Annotated in this window: 16 protein-coding genes; 7 read left to right on the top strand and 9 right to left on the bottom strand. The window is 74.9% G+C overall.

Annotated features, from left to right (window positions below):
• From ABZ459_RS12860 to ABZ459_RS12845, 4 genes are all read left to right on the top strand, one after another.
• Nucleotides 1-1,176, top strand: a complete 1,176-nt coding sequence (locus ABZ459_RS12860) for an ABC transporter permease (protein ID WP_357969584.1) — start codon at nt 1-3, stop codon at nt 1,174-1,176.
• Nucleotides 1,177-1,191: 15 nt separating this feature from the next.
• On the top strand, nt 1,192-1,878 hold the full coding sequence (cseB, locus tag ABZ459_RS12855) for a two-component system response regulator CseB (protein ID WP_357969582.1): 687 nt from the start codon (nt 1,192-1,194) through the stop codon (nt 1,876-1,878).
• The gene (locus tag ABZ459_RS12850) at nt 1,875-3,071 is read left to right on the top strand and encodes a HAMP domain-containing sensor histidine kinase (protein WP_357969579.1); all 1,197 of its coding nucleotides are present in this window, start codon (nt 1,875-1,877) and stop codon (nt 3,069-3,071) included. The genes cseB and ABZ459_RS12850 overlap by 4 nt, the downstream gene beginning before the upstream one ends.
• Before the next feature lie 80 nt (nt 3,072-3,151).
• On the top strand, nt 3,152-4,015 hold the full coding sequence (locus tag ABZ459_RS12845) for a serine hydrolase (protein ID WP_357969576.1): 864 nt from the start codon (nt 3,152-3,154) through the stop codon (nt 4,013-4,015).
• Nucleotides 4,016-4,031: 16 nt separating this feature from the next.
• Here the strand turns inward: ABZ459_RS12845 and ABZ459_RS12840 are convergent, their stop codons facing one another.
• From ABZ459_RS12840 to ABZ459_RS12830, 3 genes are all read right to left on the bottom strand, one after another.
• Nucleotides 4,032-4,307 (bottom strand): hypothetical protein, encoded by a 276-nt coding sequence (locus ABZ459_RS12840; RefSeq protein WP_357969573.1) that lies wholly within the window; start codon nt 4,305-4,307, stop codon nt 4,032-4,034.
• 102 nt (nt 4,308-4,409) lie between these two features.
• A complete protein-coding gene (locus ABZ459_RS12835) occupies nt 4,410-5,822 on the bottom strand; it encodes an MFS transporter (RefSeq protein WP_357969570.1) in 1,413 nt (470 codons plus the stop codon).
• A 32-nt stretch (nt 5,823-5,854) separates the two neighbouring features.
• The gene (locus ABZ459_RS12830; RefSeq protein ID WP_357969569.1) at nt 5,855-6,244 is read right to left on the bottom strand and encodes a RidA family protein; all 390 of its coding nucleotides are present in this window, start codon (nt 6,242-6,244) and stop codon (nt 5,855-5,857) included.
• Nucleotides 6,245-6,311: 67 nt separating this feature from the next.
• Here ABZ459_RS12830 and ABZ459_RS12825 point away from each other — a divergent pair, with 67 nt between their 5' ends.
• Complete coding sequence (locus ABZ459_RS12825; RefSeq protein ID WP_357969567.1) at nt 6,312-6,914, top strand: ABATE domain-containing protein; 603 nt, start codon at nt 6,312-6,314, stop codon at nt 6,912-6,914.
• Between the two features lie 36 nt (nt 6,915-6,950).
• Here the strand turns inward: ABZ459_RS12825 and ABZ459_RS12820 are convergent, their stop codons facing one another.
• Complete coding sequence (locus ABZ459_RS12820) at nt 6,951-7,559, bottom strand: helix-turn-helix domain-containing protein (RefSeq protein WP_357969566.1); 609 nt, start codon at nt 7,557-7,559, stop codon at nt 6,951-6,953.
• A 74-nt stretch (nt 7,560-7,633) separates the two neighbouring features.
• Here ABZ459_RS12820 and ABZ459_RS12815 point away from each other — a divergent pair, with 74 nt between their 5' ends.
• Entirely contained in the window at nt 7,634-8,821 is a 1,188-nt protein-coding gene (locus tag ABZ459_RS12815) for a cytochrome P450 (protein WP_357969563.1), read from the top strand.
• A 73-nt stretch (nt 8,822-8,894) separates the two neighbouring features.
• Nucleotides 8,895-9,332 carry a VOC family protein gene (locus ABZ459_RS12810; RefSeq protein ID WP_357969561.1) on the top strand — a complete coding sequence of 146 codons (438 nt, stop codon included), beginning with the start codon at nt 8,895-8,897 and terminating at the stop codon, nt 9,330-9,332.
• Between the two features lie 17 nt (nt 9,333-9,349).
• Here the strand turns inward: ABZ459_RS12810 and ABZ459_RS12805 are convergent, their stop codons facing one another.
• From ABZ459_RS12805 to ABZ459_RS12785, 5 genes are all read right to left on the bottom strand, one after another.
• Nucleotides 9,350-10,573, bottom strand: coding sequence for a beta-ketoacyl-[acyl-carrier-protein] synthase family protein (locus tag ABZ459_RS12805; protein WP_357969558.1), 1,224 nt, complete (start codon nt 10,571-10,573; stop codon nt 9,350-9,352).
• The gene (locus ABZ459_RS12800; protein WP_352351457.1) at nt 10,573-10,824 is read right to left on the bottom strand and encodes an acyl carrier protein; all 252 of its coding nucleotides are present in this window, start codon (nt 10,822-10,824) and stop codon (nt 10,573-10,575) included. Before ABZ459_RS12800 ends, ABZ459_RS12805 begins: the two co-directional genes overlap by 1 nt.
• Before the next feature lie 90 nt (nt 10,825-10,914).
• Complete coding sequence (locus ABZ459_RS12795) at nt 10,915-11,772, bottom strand: lysophospholipid acyltransferase family protein (protein WP_357969555.1); 858 nt, start codon at nt 11,770-11,772, stop codon at nt 10,915-10,917.
• Entirely contained in the window at nt 11,769-13,994 is a 2,226-nt protein-coding gene (locus ABZ459_RS12790; RefSeq protein WP_357969552.1) for an MMPL family transporter, read from the bottom strand. Before ABZ459_RS12790 ends, ABZ459_RS12795 begins: the two co-directional genes overlap by 4 nt.
• Before the next feature lie 172 nt (nt 13,995-14,166).
• Nucleotides 14,167-15,081 (bottom strand): lysophospholipid acyltransferase family protein, encoded by a 915-nt coding sequence (locus ABZ459_RS12785; RefSeq protein WP_357969549.1) that lies wholly within the window; start codon nt 15,079-15,081, stop codon nt 14,167-14,169.
• Nucleotides 15,082-15,104: the final 23 nt, after the last annotated feature.

Here is a 15,104-nt window from a genome sequence, read left to right as displayed (position 1 = left end):
GTGCACCCGCGCGACCTGCTGACCGAGGCCGTGGCGGGCCTGCTGGCCCGCCCGGTGCGCTCGGCCCTGACCACGCTGGGCACCGTGCTCGGCATCACCACGCTCGTGGTGACCCTGGGCGTCGCCGCGACGGCCGGCAACCAGATCGTCGGCCGCTTCGACGAGCTGACCGCCACCTCCGTCACGGTCGAGGTCCCGGCCCACCCGTTCCCGCTGGTCGGATGGGCCGACGTGAGCCGGGTGACCCGGCTGCGCGGGGTGGTCTCGGCCGCCGCGCTCGCCGAGTCCGACCGCAGCGCCAACCTCGTCGTCCGCTCCAACGACGTCGTGGACCCGGCCCGCGTCACCGACCAGACGCTGACCGTGGTCTCCAGCAGCCCCGGCCTGCCCGCGGCGGTCAAGGGCAGGATGATCCAGGGCCGCTACTTCGACGCCGGGCACGTCGCCCGGGGCGACCGGGTCGTCGTGCTGGGCCAGCAGGCGGCCCGGCTGCTCGGCATCACCGGGCTGGAGCGGGCTCCGGCCGTCTTCATCGGCACCCGGGCGTACACCGTGATCGGGGTGCTCGGGGATCTCCGGCGGGAGAAGAGCCTGGCGAGCGCGGTCATCCTGCCGCCGACGGCCGGCCGGCCCTACGGCCTGGGCACCGTGACCCGCGTCCTGGTCGACACCGCGCTCGGGGCCGCCGAGCTGATCGCCCGGCAGGCGCCGTCCGCGCTCAGCCCCGGCAACGAGGCCCTGCTCCAGGTCATCTCGCCGCCCAGCCCCACCAGGGCCCGCGACGCGGTGGAGGGCGACGTCAACGCCCTGTTCCTGATCCTCGGGCTGGTCTCCCTGGTCGTCGGCGCGGTCGGCATCGCCAACGTCACGCTGGTGACCGTCATGGAACGCGTCGCCGAGATCGGGCTGCGCCGGGCGCTGGGCGCGGCGCGCCGCCACATCGCGGCGCAGTTCCTGCTGGAGTCCACGCTGACGGGGTTGATCGGCGGCGTGCTGGGCGCGTCCGCGGGGATCTTGGTGATCGTCGGGGTCTGCGCCGTCAAGCAGTGGACGCCCGTCCTCGACGTCTCGCTGGCCGTCCTGGCGCCGGCGGCCGGGGCCGTCGTCGGGCTGCTGGCGGGCCTGTATCCGGCCCTGCGCGCCGCCCGGATGGAACCAGTCAATGCACTTCGCTAGGTATGGTGCGATTTCATGACATCCCTGCTGCTCGTCGAGGACGACACCGTGATCCGCACGTCGCTGGGCATGGCCCTGGAACGGTACGGCTATCGGGTGACCACGGCCGCCGACGGGCTCGACGGGCTGGAGGCCGCCCGTACGGGCGAGCACGACCTGCTGCTGCTGGACGTGATGCTGCCCGGCCTCGACGGCATCAGCGTGTGCCGCAGCATCAGGGAGACCAGCCAGGTGCCGATCCTGATGATGTCGGCCCGCGGCGACGGGCTGGACATCGTGGCGGGGCTGGAGGGCGGCGCCGACGACTACGTGGTCAAGCCGGTGGACCTGCCGGTGCTGGTGGCCAGGATCCGGTCGCTGCTGCGCCGGGCCACCTTCGCCCGTACGCCGGCCGCCGGGCCAGAGGCGGGGCCGGCCGTGCTGGAGTTCGGGGACCTGAGCGTGGACACCGGCGCGCTGGAGGTGCGGCGGGCCGGCCGGCGCGTCGAGCTGTCGCCGACCGAGCTGCGGCTGCTGCTGGAGTTCGCCGCCCATCCCGGCATCGTCCTGGAACGGGCGACGCTGCTGCGCAACGTGTGGGACTACGGATGGGACGGCGACAGCCGCGTGGTCGACCTGTGCGTGCAGCGGCTGCGCAGGAAGATCGGCGCCGAGCGCGTCGAGACCGTGCGCGGGTTCGGCTACAAGCTGGCCGTCACGTGAACCCGGCCTCCTTGCGCTGGAAGATCGCCGCTCTCGTCACGCTCGCCGCGACCGTCGTCGCCGCCGTGGTGGGGCTGCTGGTGCACCGGGCGACCTGGCAGCGGGCGCTCGACATCGGCCAGGCGCGGGCCGAGGCGGCCCTGGAGGAGTCGCTGGCCTCCGGGACCGCCGAGGACGTGGTGCCCGTGGACGAGCTCCCCGCCGCCCTGGCCGACCGGCTGCGGCCCGGCGGGCGGGTGGTCTGGTACGGGCTCGACCACCGGGACGAGCCGTGGATGTGGGCGGTCCAGCCGTACGGCGGCGGCGACGAGGCGGTGAGCGTGCAGATCGCGATGGGCTCCGAGCTGCTCGGCCTGCAGGCGCTCGACCGGAACATGGCCAAGGCCGGGCTGCTCGCCCTGGCCGGCGTGGTGCCGCTGTCGGTGCTGGCGGCCGAGCTGCCCAACCGGCGGCTGCGGCGGGTCGCGCGCACCGCCCGCAGCATCGCCGGAGGCGACCTGGCGGCTCGGACGAACGCCCGCGGCCGGGACGAGATCGCCCGCATCTCCGCCGCCGTGGACTCGATGGCGGCGAGCCTGCAGCACCGGCTGCTGGCCGAGCAGCGGTTCACCGCCGACGTCGCGCACGACCTGCGCACCCCGCTCATGGGCCTGGTCGCCGTGGTCGAGCTGCTGGACGAGGGCGAGGTCACCGACCTGGTGCGCGACCGGGTGCGGGTGCTGCGGACGCTGGTGGAGGACCTGCTGGAGGTGTCCCGGCTGGACGCCGGGGCCGAGGTCGCCGAGCGGGTGCGCGTGCCGCTGGCCGGGCTGGCCGCGGAGTCGGCGTCCCGGGTGGGGGTCGAGGCGCGGGTGCTGGCCGACGGGGACCCGGTGGCCGAGACCGATCCGCGGCGTCTGGACCGGATCCTGGCCAACCTCGTGCTCAACGCCCACCGGCACGGCGCGGCGCCGGTGGAGATCGCGGTCGGCGACCACGTGATCGAGGTGCGCGACCGGGGGCCGGGGTTCCCGCCGGAGCTGCTGGCCGACGGGCCGCGCCGGTTCCGCACGGGCGCCGCCGAGCGGGGCCGCGGGCACGGCCTGGGGCTGACGATCGCGCTGGGCCAGGCCCGGGTCATCGGCGCCGAGCTGACCCTGGCCAACGCCCCGGACGGCGGCGCGGTCGCCGTCCTCCGCCTCCCGGCGGGTTGATGCCGGGCTGATACACGGCTGAGCGCGGGTGGATGCACGGCCACGGCCGTACGGACATGCCGGTCGCACAACCTGGCGGTATGCGACGTTCCTTGATGTTTCTGCTGCTGGCGGGCGTTCTGTCGGGCTGTGCCGGCGCGCCCTCGGTCACCGGGGACGCGTCCCTGCCGTGGCCGCCGGAGGGGCAGGCGGCGGTCGAGGTGGCGGACGTGGGCAGCCTGGGCGTCAGCGGCGACCTGCGGCCGGTGCCGATCGCCAGCGTGACGAAGGTGATGACCGCCTACGTGATCCTGCGCCGCCACCCGCTCCGGCCCGGCGACGACGGCCCGCCGATCACCGTGGACCGCACGGCGGCCGAGGAGTCCTTGTCGCGGCTGGAGTCCACCGTGCCGCTCGTACAGGGCCGGACGGTCCGGCTGCGGCGGCTGCTGGAGCTGATGATGGTGCCCTCGGGCAACAACGTGGCCCGGCTCCTGGCCCGCTGGGACGCCGGCTCCCAGGAGCGTTTCGTGGCCCGGATGAACGCCGCCGCACGACGCCTCGGCATGACGCACAGCACGTACACGGGGGCCAGCGGCAACGAGGACAGCACCGTCAGCACCGCCGCCGACCAGCTCAGGCTGGCCAGGGCGGCGATGGGCGACCCGGTGCTGCGGGCGGTGGTGGCGCAGACCGACACCTCCGTCCCAGGGGACTCCAGGCGGCTGCACAACACCAACACGCTGCTGAACAGGCACGGCGTCATCGGCATCAAGACCGGCTCGGGCACGGCCGCGGGCGGCAACCTGATGTGGGCCTCCCGCGTACGGGGGCATCTGGTGCTCGGCGTCATCCTCGGCCAGGCCGCGCACACCGACCCGGCCGCCGCCAAGGCGGCGGCGCTGGAGGCGGGCGGCCGGATGAGCGCGGCGGTCGAGCGGTGGCTGCTCGACCGGTCGCGATGACGTGACCAGGCGGGGATCAGCAGTTCAGCCCGCTGACGATGCCCAGCTGGGGTGTCGGGTTGACGACCGCGCAGCCGTAGGTGCCCGACGGGATGGTGATCGCCCCGGCTCCCGAACCCTCCCCGGTGCAGCCGGAGCCCAGGATGTGGTAGCCGACGACGCTGCCCAGGTAGGTGCGGGAGCCGCCGGTGCAGACCCACGAGCCCATCGCGTACGCGGACGAAGCGGGCAGGGACGCCCCGGCAAGGGCGAAGACCGAGATGACGGCGAGCCGTCTCACCAGCGTGATCATGAGGTTCCCTTTCCTCCGACGGGACGGGGGCACCTCTTCCCTGCCCCGCGACCCGTCACGCGCCACCCGGGGACGATGTCCACTTTCGGACGCGATCCCCCGTCAGCGACGTTCGTTCGAGGCCCTGGGCAGAGCGAGCACGGCGACCGCCCCGGCGGTCACGACGCCGGCGCAGGCCCAGAACGCCAGGGCGTACCCGGAGGTCGGCGCGCCGGTGCGGGCCGCGGCCAGGGTGGTCAGCGCGGCCAGCCCGAGTGAGCCGCCGACCTGGCGGGAGGAGTTGAGGATGCCGGAGACCAGCCCCGCCTCGCCGGGGCCGACGCCGGCCGTGGCGGTCATCGCGATCGGGGCGGAGGTGAGCCCCATTCCGCCGGTGATGAGCACGCCCGGCAGCACGATCCCGGTGAGCAGGCCGCTCTCCGGGGTGATGGTGGCCTGCCAGGCGAAACCCGCCGCCGAGACCAGCGCGCCCGTGGCCAGCAGCGGACGCAGCCCGACCCGGCCGGCCAGCCACGGCGTGGCCTTGGAGGCGACGACGATGGCCAGGGTGTGCGGCAGGAACGCCAGGCCCGCCTGGAGCGCGCTGTAGCGCAGCACCTGCTGCATGTAGAGCGACAGGAAGTACCAGAGCGCGAAGCCCGCGGCCCCCAGCAGGAACTGCACGAGGAGCGCGCCGGACACCGAGCGGGCCAGGAAGATCCGCAGCGGCATCAGCGGCGCCCGCGCGAATCGGGCCTGCACCAGGACGAACGCGGCCAGCGCCAGCACGCCCACGCCCATCGGGACCAGCGCGCGCGCCGAACCCCAGCCGTACGCGGGGGTCTGCAGCATGCCCAGCTCCAGCGCCGACAGCCCCACCGTCACCGTGATCGCGCCGGTCAGGTCGAGCCCGCGGGCGCCGGTGTCGCGGCTCTCGGCGAGCAGGCGCAGCGCGGCGATCACGGCGACCGCCCCGATCGGCGCGTTGATCAGCAGGATCCACCGCCAGGACAGGTAGTCGGTGAGCAGCCCGCCGGCGAGCGATCCGGCCGCCCCGCCGGCCGCCCCGACCGCGCCCCAGGTGGCGATGGCCCTGGCCCGCGCCGGCCCGGCGGGGATCGTGGTGGTGAGGATCGTCAGCGTGGCGGGGGCGACCACGGCCGCGCCGAGCCCCTGGCACGCCCGCGCGGCGATCAGCAGCTCCGGCGTGGTGGCGAGCCCGCCGGCCAGGCCGGCGATCGCGAACACGGCCAGGCCCGCGACGAAGGTGCGCCTGCGGCCGTAGAGATCGGCCGCCCGGCCGCCCAGCAGCAGGAACCCGGCGAAGGTGAGGAGGTAGCCGTTGACCACCCATTGCAGCCCCTCGGCGCCCAGGCGGAGGTCGGATTCCATGGCGGGCAGCGCGACGTTCACGATCGACACGTCGAGGACCATCATGAACTGCGCCAGGCAGACCAGGGCGACGATCGGCCAGAGGGGGGCGGGCGGCCGGGCGGTGCTCCGCCCGGCCGGTGGTGCGTCCGCGGTGTTCGTCATGATCCGAGATCTCGTCGACGGTCCCCGCGGGGTCACACGACCGCGACGGCGTCGACCTCGACGAGGCATCCCGGGTTCAGGCCGGCCACGACGTGCACCGTGATCGCGGGCGGCGGGTCGGTCCGGTTCCACACCTCCTGGAAGGCGGCCACTCCCTCGTCGAACGTGTGGCCGTCCAGCACGGCGATGCGCCAGTGCACGATGTTCGCCAGGCTCGCCCCCTCGCTCTCCAGGATCGTCCTCAGGTTGCGGAACACCTGCCTGGCCTGGTCCCCCACCGTGGGGCCGACGACCTTGCCGTCGGGGCCGACGCCGTTCTGGCCGCCGATGTAGATGGTCCTGGCCGGCTGCTCGACCACGACGGCCTGGCTGAAGGCCGGGCTGCGGTGAAGTCCCTCGGGGTTGATGTGCCATACGCCCATGTTCTCTCTCCTCGCGTTCTGAAACCGGTTAAAGGGGTTTCGTTGCGACACCAGTTATAGTGGTGTCATGCGAGTGAACGCAACCGGACGAGTGCTGCACGACCCCAAGGGCGGATCGTTCCGGTTCGACGCCGGCGCCCTCTGCCTCGACTTCGCCCACACCGGCGGCGAGGGTCAGTACGCGATCTTCGAGACCCTCCACGAGCCCGCCGACCTGGCCGAATGGCTCGCCCAGCCACCACTGACGGCGGTCATGACGGTCCCCGTGACCGCCGGCGAGCTGACCGCCGCCAAGGCCCTGCGCCAGGCGATCTGGGACGCGGCCCACGCCCAGGCGGCGCGCCGCCTCCTGCCCGCCGGAGCGATCACGACCATCAACCGGGCCGCGACCGCCGCACCCCTGGTCCCCGAACTCGCCGCCGACGGCGTCACCGCCGGATGGGCGCCACCGGTGCGGGCCACCCAGGTGCTGTCGAACCTGGCGCGGGAGATGATCGAACTGCTGTCCGGGCCGCTCGCCGAACGTATCCGCGAGTGCGCGAGCGACAACTGCCCGCTGGTCTTCGTCGACACCTCCCGTCCCGGCGCCCGCCGCTGGTGCGCGATGGAACGCTGCGGCAACCGCTCCAAACTCCGCGCCCTGCGCGCCCGCCAGTCCCTGGAGCCGTGACGAGCGGCATGTGCACGCCGGGCGGTCCCGCGCGGACTAGGGCCGGTCGAGGATCGCCAGGCCGTTGACCGCGACCTCGATCCCGCGCCGCCCGGCGGCCAGGACGTCGCCCTCGGAGCCGCCCTGCTCCTGGGCGACCATCCCGGCCACGGCCAGCGCGCCCATGAAGCTCCCGACCGCCGCCCCCGCCGACACCGGGTCGAGCCCCGGGTAGACCTCGCACAGCGCCCTGGCCAGCCGGGGCTGCGTCTCCATCATGAGCGTCAGGCCGCGGGCGCGCAGCGCGGGCTCGGCGGCCATCAGGCGCGCCCGCAGCGGCGACAGCGCGAAGCCGAGCTCGTCGTCCTCGGCCAGGCTGCGCACCATGGCCTCGAACATCCGGCTCAGCAGCTCACCCAGCGGCTCCCCCGGCCGCCGCCCGGCGATCGCCTCCAGCATCACCCGCTCGCGATCGCCGGCCTGCAGGAAGAGCACGTCCTCCTTGCTCGCGAAGTACGCGAAGAAGGTGCGGGGCGCGATGTCGGCCGCCGCGGCGATGTCGGCGACGGTGGTCCGCTCGTACCCCCGCTCGGCGAACAGCCGGACGGCGGCCTCCAGCAGCGCACGGCGGGTGCGGGCCTTCTTGCGTTCGCGATGACCTTCCACGGCGCCACCCTACTGCATGCCCTGCTTTTATGCACAGGTTGCAAATTCGCAGCCTCTGCGGTTTTCTGGGTGGCATGGACATCCTTCAGAGCCTGCCGCTCGACCGCGAGGACCCGTTCGAGCCGCCCGCCGAGCTCGCCCGGCTGCACGGGCCGCTGCACCGCATGATCTACGCCGACGGCCGTCCCGGCTGGCTGGTCACCGGCCACGCCGAGGCCCGCGCGGTGCTCGACGACCCGCGCTTCAGCAACACCTCCCAGGGCGCCGCGCCGCCGATCAAGGAGCTGGCGCCGCCCGAGGGCCTGGCCGACCTGGTGGTCCCGCCGGGCTTCTTCATCGCCATGGACGACCCCGAGCACGCCCGCTACCGGCGGCTGCTCACGGGTCGCTTCAGCATGCGCAGGATGCGGCTCCTGGAGCCCAGGATCCAGGAGATCGTCGACGGCCGGCTCGACGAGATGGCCCGTGCCGGAGCGTCCGCCGACCTGGTCGGCGCGTTCGCGCTGCCGATCCCGTCGCTGGTGATCTGCGAGCTGCTCGGCGTGCCGTACGACGAGCGCGGGCGCTTCCAGGACACCACCGCGCGCGCGGTGAACCTGGACAACTCCGCCGAAGAGCGCGGCGCGGCGGGCGCCGAGCTGATGGGCTACCTGTCCGAGCTGGTCGCCCGCAAGCGGGCCGAGCCCACCCAGGACCTGCTCGGCGAGCTGGTCTCCGGCGGCGAGCTGAACTACGAGGAGCTGACCGGGGTGGCCACCCTGCTGCTGACCGCCGGCCACGAGACGACCGCGAACATGCTGGCCCTGGGCGCGTTCCTGCTGCTGAGCCGCCCGGAGCAGGCGGAGCTGGTGCGCAATGACCCGGGCGTCGCGGCGACCGCCGTCGAGGAGCTGATGCGCTACCTCAGCATCGTGCACATCGGCCCGATCCGGGTCGCGCGGGCCGACGTGCCGCTCGCCGGGCGGACGATCAGGGCCGGGGAGACCGTGACGCTCTCCCTGCCGGCCGTCAACCGCGACCCGGCCCGCTTCCCCGACCCCCACCGCTTCGACGTCACCCGCGAGGCCGGGCCGCAGCTCGGCTTCGGCCACGGCATCCACCAGTGCCTGGGCCAGCAGCTCGCCCGCCTGGAGATGCGGCTGGCCTTCCCGGCGCTGCTGCGCCGCTTCCCCGGGCTGCGGCTGGCCGTGCCCGCCGAGGAGGTGCCGCTGCGCCCGCGCGCCACGATCTACGGCCTGGCGTCCCTGCCGGTCACCTGGTGAGGCCGCCGCGTTTGACGTGCCGTCCCGCCGTGCAGAGAGCATGACGGACGAAGGACGATCACGGGAGGCGCGCATGGCCGCTACGGACGGCGGGATCAGGCTGTGTCAGGTGGTGCTCGACTGCACCGACGCCAGGGCGCTGGCGGAGTTCTACCGGTCCCTGCTGGACCTGGTCTACCGGCCCGGCGACGAGCCGCCGCGGGCGGGCGCCGACGACGAGCGCGGCCGCGACTGGCTCGTGCTGAGAACCAGGGACGGCGCGCCGCAGCTCGCCTTCCAGCAGGTCGAGACGCTCCCCGAGGCGACCTGGCCGGAGCCCGGGGTGCCCCAGCAGCTCCACCTCGACCTGACCGTGTCCTCGCTCGAGAGCCTGCTGGAGCAGCACGAACGCGTTCTCCGCCTGGGCGGCCGGCTGCTGCTGGACCGGATCGACGACGACGAGGAACCCCTGCGGGTCTACGCCGACCCGGCCGGGCACCCGTTCTGCGTGTTCGTCTCCCAGCGGGGCTGACCGTCCGGCGGCGGCGGTCAGCGCGCCGGCGAGAAGACCAGCGTGGCGTTGTGGCCGCCGAAGCCGAACGAGTTCGACATCACCGGCCCCCTCGCGATCGGGCGCGGCACGGGCGCCGCGTCGATGTCGCAGCGCGGGTCGAGCCGGTCCAGGTTGGCGGTCGGCGGGGCGGTGCACTCGGCCATCGCCAGCACGCACGCCACGGCCTCGATCGCCCCGGACGCGCCGAGTGCGTGCCCGGTCACCCCCTTGGTCGAGCTCACCGGCACGGCGGCGGGCCCGAAGACGCGGCCGATCGCCTGCGCCTCGGCCAGGTCGTTCAGCTCCGTCCCGGTGCCGTGGGCGTTGACGTGCACGATGTCCTCGGGCGCCAGGCCCGCGTCGGCGAGCGCGGCGTCCATGCACCGCCGGGCGCCCTCGCCGCCGGGCGCCGGGGCCGTCAGGTCGTGGGCGTCGCTGGTGCGGCCGTAGCCGGACACCTCGGCGTGGACGCGCGCCCCGCGGCGCACGGCGTCGTCGAGGCGTTCCAGGACGAGGAACGCGGCCCCCTCGGCCAGCACGAACCCGTCGCGGTCGGCCTCGAAGGGGCGGCAGGCGGCCTCGGGGTCGTCGTTGCGGGCCGACAGGGCGCGGCACCGGCTGAAGCCGTGCAGCATGCCGGGGGTGACGTTGGCGTCACCGGCCCCGGCCACGACCAGGTCGGCCGAGCCGTCGCGGATCAGCCGGACGCCCTCGCCGATGGCGTGCGCGCCGGAGGCGCAGGCGGTGACCACGGACATGCTCGGCCCGCGGATCTCGTACCGCATGCCGATGGCGGCGGCGCCGGCGTTGGGCATGATCTTCGGGATGAAGATCGGCGACAGCCGCAGCGCGGCGGGACCGGCCGTGTCGAGCAGCGCCGACTCGTACGTCTCGGTGCCGCAGAACGAGCTGCCCGCCACCACGGCCCGCCGCTCGGGCGGCACCCGCGGATGACCGGCGTCGGCCAGCGCGTCGCCCGCCGCGCACACCGCCAGCAGCGACGCCCGGTCCAGCCGCCGGGCCTGCCGGTCGGTCAGGTACGCCGAGACGTCCAGTTCCGGCACCTGGCAGGCGAAGCGCACCGCGAGCGCGGAGGTGTCGAAGGACGTGATGGCCCGTGCCGTCGAGCGCCCGGCGAGCAGCGCGTTCCACAGCTCCTTGGGACCGGAGCCGGCGGGCGTGCGCAGGCCGAGCCCGGTCACCGCGACCCGGGGTCGCATCAGCCGCCCACCGCCGTCAGGTGGCGGCGGATGACGGCGGCCATGTCGGCGACGGTCCGCACCCGCTGGAGCCGGTCGTCGGCGAAGGTGCCCCATTCGTCCTCGACCACGGCGTGCAGCTCGGCGAAGTCCAGGCTGTCGGCGTCCAGTTCCTCGCGCAGGTCGGTGTGCGGGCCGATCTGGGCCGGGCTGACGCCCAGCACCCGCGCGCAGTGGCCGCGGAGCACGTCTGTTATCTGGTCGTCGGTCATGGTGCCGTCCGTTCTCTCGGCGGATGGGGGGCGTGTCCGAGTGTGCTCCAGGAGTGCGGGCGGGTCCGGGTATGACACATCAAATGTCCATCAAGCCGGGCCCAGAGCATCCCTGACCCGCGACTCGGTCAGCGCGGCCAGCGCCGCCCGGTCCGCGCGCGGCCGTCCGGTGAGCTCGGGGCGTATCGGGGGCAGGAACGTCACCTCGGCCACCAGGTTCCGGGTCGCGACCACGCGCAGCAGCGAGACCGGCAGGGAGTCCGCGCCGATCCAGGCGGCGCGGGTGGAGGGCGCGCCGGCTTCGCGGTAGCGCAGCGCCACCGGCCGGACGGTCGCGCCCGCCTCGACGGCGGCCTGGAACAGAGCCGGGTGGAAGGCTCCCATGGCCGACCCGCACCAGGTGGTGCCCTCGGGGTAGGCCAGCACCGCGTCCCCGTCGCGCAGCGCGCCGGCGACCGACGTGATCGCCTCGGGCAGCCCGGCCGGCCGGTCCTTGTCGATGAACAGCGTGCGGTGGGCCGCGGCCAGCGACCGGACCAGCGGCCATCGCCCGATGTCGCGCTTGGCGAGCTGGCGGGCCGGGGTGAGGGCCGCCATGATCAGCGGGTCGGCCCACGAGATGTGGTTGCTCACCAGCAGGATGCCGTGGCCGTCCAGGGCGGGGACGCCGCCGGGGATCCGTACCTTGATGCCGAGCGCGCGCACGATCCGTCCCATGGCCCTGCGGGTCAGGCGTGCGCGCAGGGCCCCGGCGCGGCGGGCGGGCATCGCCGACAGCGTCAGGGCCGCCCCCAGGGCCAGCGCGCAGCCCAGGAGGCGGGCGGCCCGGCGGACCGGCCCGGCGACGGCGACCGGCGGCCGGAGACAGGTGTCCGGCGTGCACGGCGACAGGCCCGGCCCGGACGGCGGCCGCTCGTGGCGGTGGTCCTGATCGCGGGTGGTCGTCATGGTGTGCTCGCCGGCGGTGCCGCGGGCTCGGTCCCGTCCGGCCCGCCCGCGGCCGCGCCGACGGGGACGCGCGGCGGGTCGCCGGGAGAGCCGCCGCCGCTGCCCCGCCCGCCGCGCAGGAGCCGGGGCGCCCACCAGTTGACGGGCCCGGCCAGGCGCATCACGGCGGGCACGAGGAGCGTGCGGATCAGCGTGCAGTCGACCAGGACGGCCACCGCGATGCCCACCCCGATCATCTTGAGCACGGCCAGACCGGAGGTCGCCACGGCGGCCATGACGACGGCGAAGATGACGGCGGCCGAGGTGAACAGCCGCCCGGTGTGCTGCAGCCCGGTGGCGACCGCGGTGGCGGTGTCGCCGCGGCTGCGGTACTCCTCGGTGATCCGGGACAGCAGGAAGATCTCGTAGTCCATGGAGAGGCCGAAGGCGACGCAGAAGATCAGCGTGGGCATGAGGGCGTCGATGCTGCCGGTGGCGGTGAAGTCGCCGACCAGCCAACGCAGGTGGCCGTCCTGGAAGACGTGGACCAGGGCGCCGAAGGTGGCGGTGAGGCTGAGCACGTTCATCAGCAGGGCCTTGACGGCCAGCACGACGCTGCGGGTCAGCAGCGTCACCATGGCCAGGGTGGCCAGCGCGATCAGCGCCAGGGCCGTGGGCAGCGTGCCGGCGATGCTCTGCCTGATGTCGTCGAGCTCGGCGCCGGGCCCGGCGAACAGCGCCTGGCCCGGGGCCGGGATCGCGCGCAGGCGCCGGACGAGCTCGCTGTTGGCCACCGAGTACGGCTCGTGCGCGGTGGTGACGAGCAGCCAGGTGCCCGCCTCGCCGGTGAACCGGCTGCCCGGCCCGGGGACGGCGGCGGCCCCGGCGTAGGAGCCGCCGGCCGTGTCCACCCGGAGCACGCCGTCGGTGGCGGCCAGGCGCCTGGCGTAGCCGCCCAGCAGGTCGGCGGAGCTCTGCCCGCTGATCCGCAGGTCCGGCAGCACGATCATGGTGCCGCCGACGACCCGCTGCCCGCCGAACTCCGCGCGCAGCGCCTGTGCCGCCCGGGCGGCGGGCGCGTCGGGGGGCAGGATGCGGTCGTCCAGGGTGCCGAAGCGGGCGCCCAGGAACGGCGCGCCCATGGCCAGCAGCAGCGCGGTGGTGGGCACGGCCACCGCCAGCGGGCGGCGCATGACGGCGACCGCCAGGCGGTACCAGGGCCCGGCCTCCACCAGCGGCGCGGACCGGCGCGCGGCGTTCCACGGGCCGGGCACGGGAAGCCGGTTGACCCGGTCGCCGAGCAGGGTGAGCAGGGCCGGGAGCACCACGAGGCTGGCCGCGGCCGCCGTGAGGCTGATCGTCATCCCGCCCACGGCCAGCGAGCGCAGGATGGTGAACGGGAACAGCAGCAGCGCAGACATGGACAGCGCCACGGTGGCCGCCGAGCAGGCCATGGCCCGGCCGGTGGTGCGCATCGTGACGGCGACGGCCTGGGCGGCGTCCTGGCCCAGGGCGAGCTGCTCGCGGAAGCGGGTCACGATGAACAGGCTGAAGTCGACGGCGAGGGCGAAGCCGAGCGCGCTGGAGATGCTCAGCGCGAACACCGAGATCTCCATGACCTCGGTGAGCAGGCGCAGCACGGCCATGGTGGCGATCACCGCCAGCGCGCCGATCAGCACCGGCAGCAGGGCGGCGACCAGGCTGCCGAACACCACGCACAGGATGGCCAGGGTCAGCGGCGCGGCGATCAGCTCGGCGGTGCGCAGGTCGGCCTCGCTGCGGTCCTGCGCCTCGACGCGTACCTGGGCCTCGCCCGTGGCGGTCAGCGACAGGGGGCCGTAGCGGTCGTGCAGGGAGTCCATGATCCGGCGGGCGGCGGCGTTGCGGGCGGCGTTGTCGCCGCGCAGGTGGGCCAGGACGACCGCCGCGCGCCCGTCGCCGCTGCGCAGCCTGGGCTCGTGGCCGCGCCAGTACGAGGTGACCCGCCACACGCCCGGGTCGGCCGAGACGCGTTCGGTGAGCCGTGTCCCGGCGGCGTCGATCGCGGGGTCGTCGACCGGGCGTGCCGCGCGGGCGATCACGACCAGGTCGGCGTTGCCCGTGTGGAAGGCGTCCTGAAGGATGTCGTCCGCCCGCAGGGACTGCGATCCGAGCGGCACGATGTCGCCCAGCACGAGCCGGTCGTGCACGTCCAGGCCGGCCATGAGCGAGACGGCGAACGTGACGGCCGCGCCCCAGAGCACGACCCGTCGCGGCCACCTCCGTCCACGGCCGGACGGCGGCGAGTTGCCCCACATCGGTGAATCCTTACGTCGAGTAACGGTCGGTCGAGGCCACCGCGCACGCGCTCCTCCGCGGCGCGGGCCTGTGTGGTCAGTCCTGTGTGGTCAGTCCTGTGTGGTCAGTCCTGTGTGGTCAGTCGAGGCCGGCGCGTACGCGCTCCTCGGCGGCGCGGGCCAGGGCGGCCCGTCCGCGCGGGCCGCGGCCGGGCGCGGGCGGCGGCAGGAGCGGGGTGAGCCGCACCTCGGCCCGCAGCCGCCGCGTCCCGGCCACCCGCACGACGGACCCGGTCACCGAGTCCTCGCCCACCCAGCTCCCCCGGCTCGACGGGCTCGACCCCTCGTAGTAGCGCAGGACGGCCGGGCACACCGCCGCCCCGGCGTCGATGGCCGCCTGGAAGACCGCGGGCCGGAACGTGCCGACCTCGCGCCCGCAGGACGTGGTGCCCTCGGGGAAGACGGCGACCGTCTCCCCGGCCAGCAGGGCGGCGCGGATCAGGCCCACCGCGGCGGGCAGCGTGGACAGGCGTTCCCGGTCGATGAACAGCGCCCCGCAGGCCGCGCCGAGCGTCCCGATGAGCGGCCACCGGCGCACCTCCCGCTTGGCCAGCAGGCGGCAGGGCAGCGCGGCCAGCATGACCAGCGGGTCGAGCAGCGAGACGTGGTTGGCCACCACGAGCACCCCGGCCGCCTCCTCACCCGCGAGGCCCGCCGGACCGGCGACCTCGACCCGGACGCCGAGCGCGCGCAGCAGCAGCCGGGCCGCCGTCTGCACGGTCCTGGCCCGCCAGAGCCTCGGCGCGGCTCCCATGACGAGGAAGGCGGGCAGCGCGGCCAGCAGCACCAGCAGGGCGCCGCACAGCCGGGCGGCGCGGCGCGCCCGGCCGGCGGCGACGGCCTCCTCCGGCAGGCACGCGCGCACCGAGCAGGGCGCCCGCGCCAGCCACGGGTTGATCTCCACGCGCCGGCCGGAGCCGGCGACGTGCCGCCACGTCGCACGCGCCCGCCCCGACCCGGCGGGCGCCCCTGCGGGCAGCACGACGGACGACACAGCTGGCGGCACCACGGGCGGCG

This window comes from Nonomuraea sp. NPDC005692 (genome assembly GCF_040631115.1).
Lineage (GTDB): Bacteria > Actinomycetota > Actinomycetes > Streptosporangiales > Streptosporangiaceae > Nonomuraea.
Note: the sequence above shows the minus strand (reverse complement) of the source record. Positions and strands in the feature narration are given on the sequence as shown.

Excerpts from the sequence above, each read along its gene's own strand:
- cseB (WP_357969582.1), top strand. The coding sequence starts at position 1,192 with ATGACATCCCTGCTGCTCGTCGAGGACGACACCGTGATCCGCACGTCG.
- ABZ459_RS12845 (WP_357969576.1), top strand. The coding sequence starts at position 3,152 with ATGCGACGTTCCTTGATGTTTCTGCTGCTGGCGGGCGTTCTGTCGGGC.
- ABZ459_RS12840 (WP_357969573.1), bottom strand. The coding sequence starts at position 4,307 with ATGATCACGCTGGTGAGACGGCTCGCCGTCATCTCGGTCTTCGCCCTT.
- ABZ459_RS12835 (WP_357969570.1), bottom strand. The coding sequence starts at position 5,822 with ATGACGAACACCGCGGACGCACCACCGGCCGGGCGGAGCACCGCCCGG.
- ABZ459_RS12830 (WP_357969569.1), bottom strand. The coding sequence starts at position 6,244 with ATGGGCGTATGGCACATCAACCCCGAGGGACTTCACCGCAGCCCGGCC.
- ABZ459_RS12825 (WP_357969567.1), top strand. The coding sequence starts at position 6,312 with ATGCGAGTGAACGCAACCGGACGAGTGCTGCACGACCCCAAGGGCGGA.
- ABZ459_RS12815 (WP_357969563.1), top strand. The coding sequence starts at position 7,634 with ATGGACATCCTTCAGAGCCTGCCGCTCGACCGCGAGGACCCGTTCGAG.
- ABZ459_RS12810 (WP_357969561.1), top strand. The coding sequence starts at position 8,895 with ATGGCCGCTACGGACGGCGGGATCAGGCTGTGTCAGGTGGTGCTCGAC.
- ABZ459_RS12805 (WP_357969558.1), bottom strand. The coding sequence starts at position 10,573 with ATGCGACCCCGGGTCGCGGTGACCGGGCTCGGCCTGCGCACGCCCGCC.
- ABZ459_RS12800 (WP_352351457.1), bottom strand. The coding sequence starts at position 10,824 with ATGACCGACGACCAGATAACAGACGTGCTCCGCGGCCACTGCGCGCGG.
- ABZ459_RS12795 (WP_357969555.1), bottom strand. The coding sequence starts at position 11,772 with ATGACGACCACCCGCGATCAGGACCACCGCCACGAGCGGCCGCCGTCC.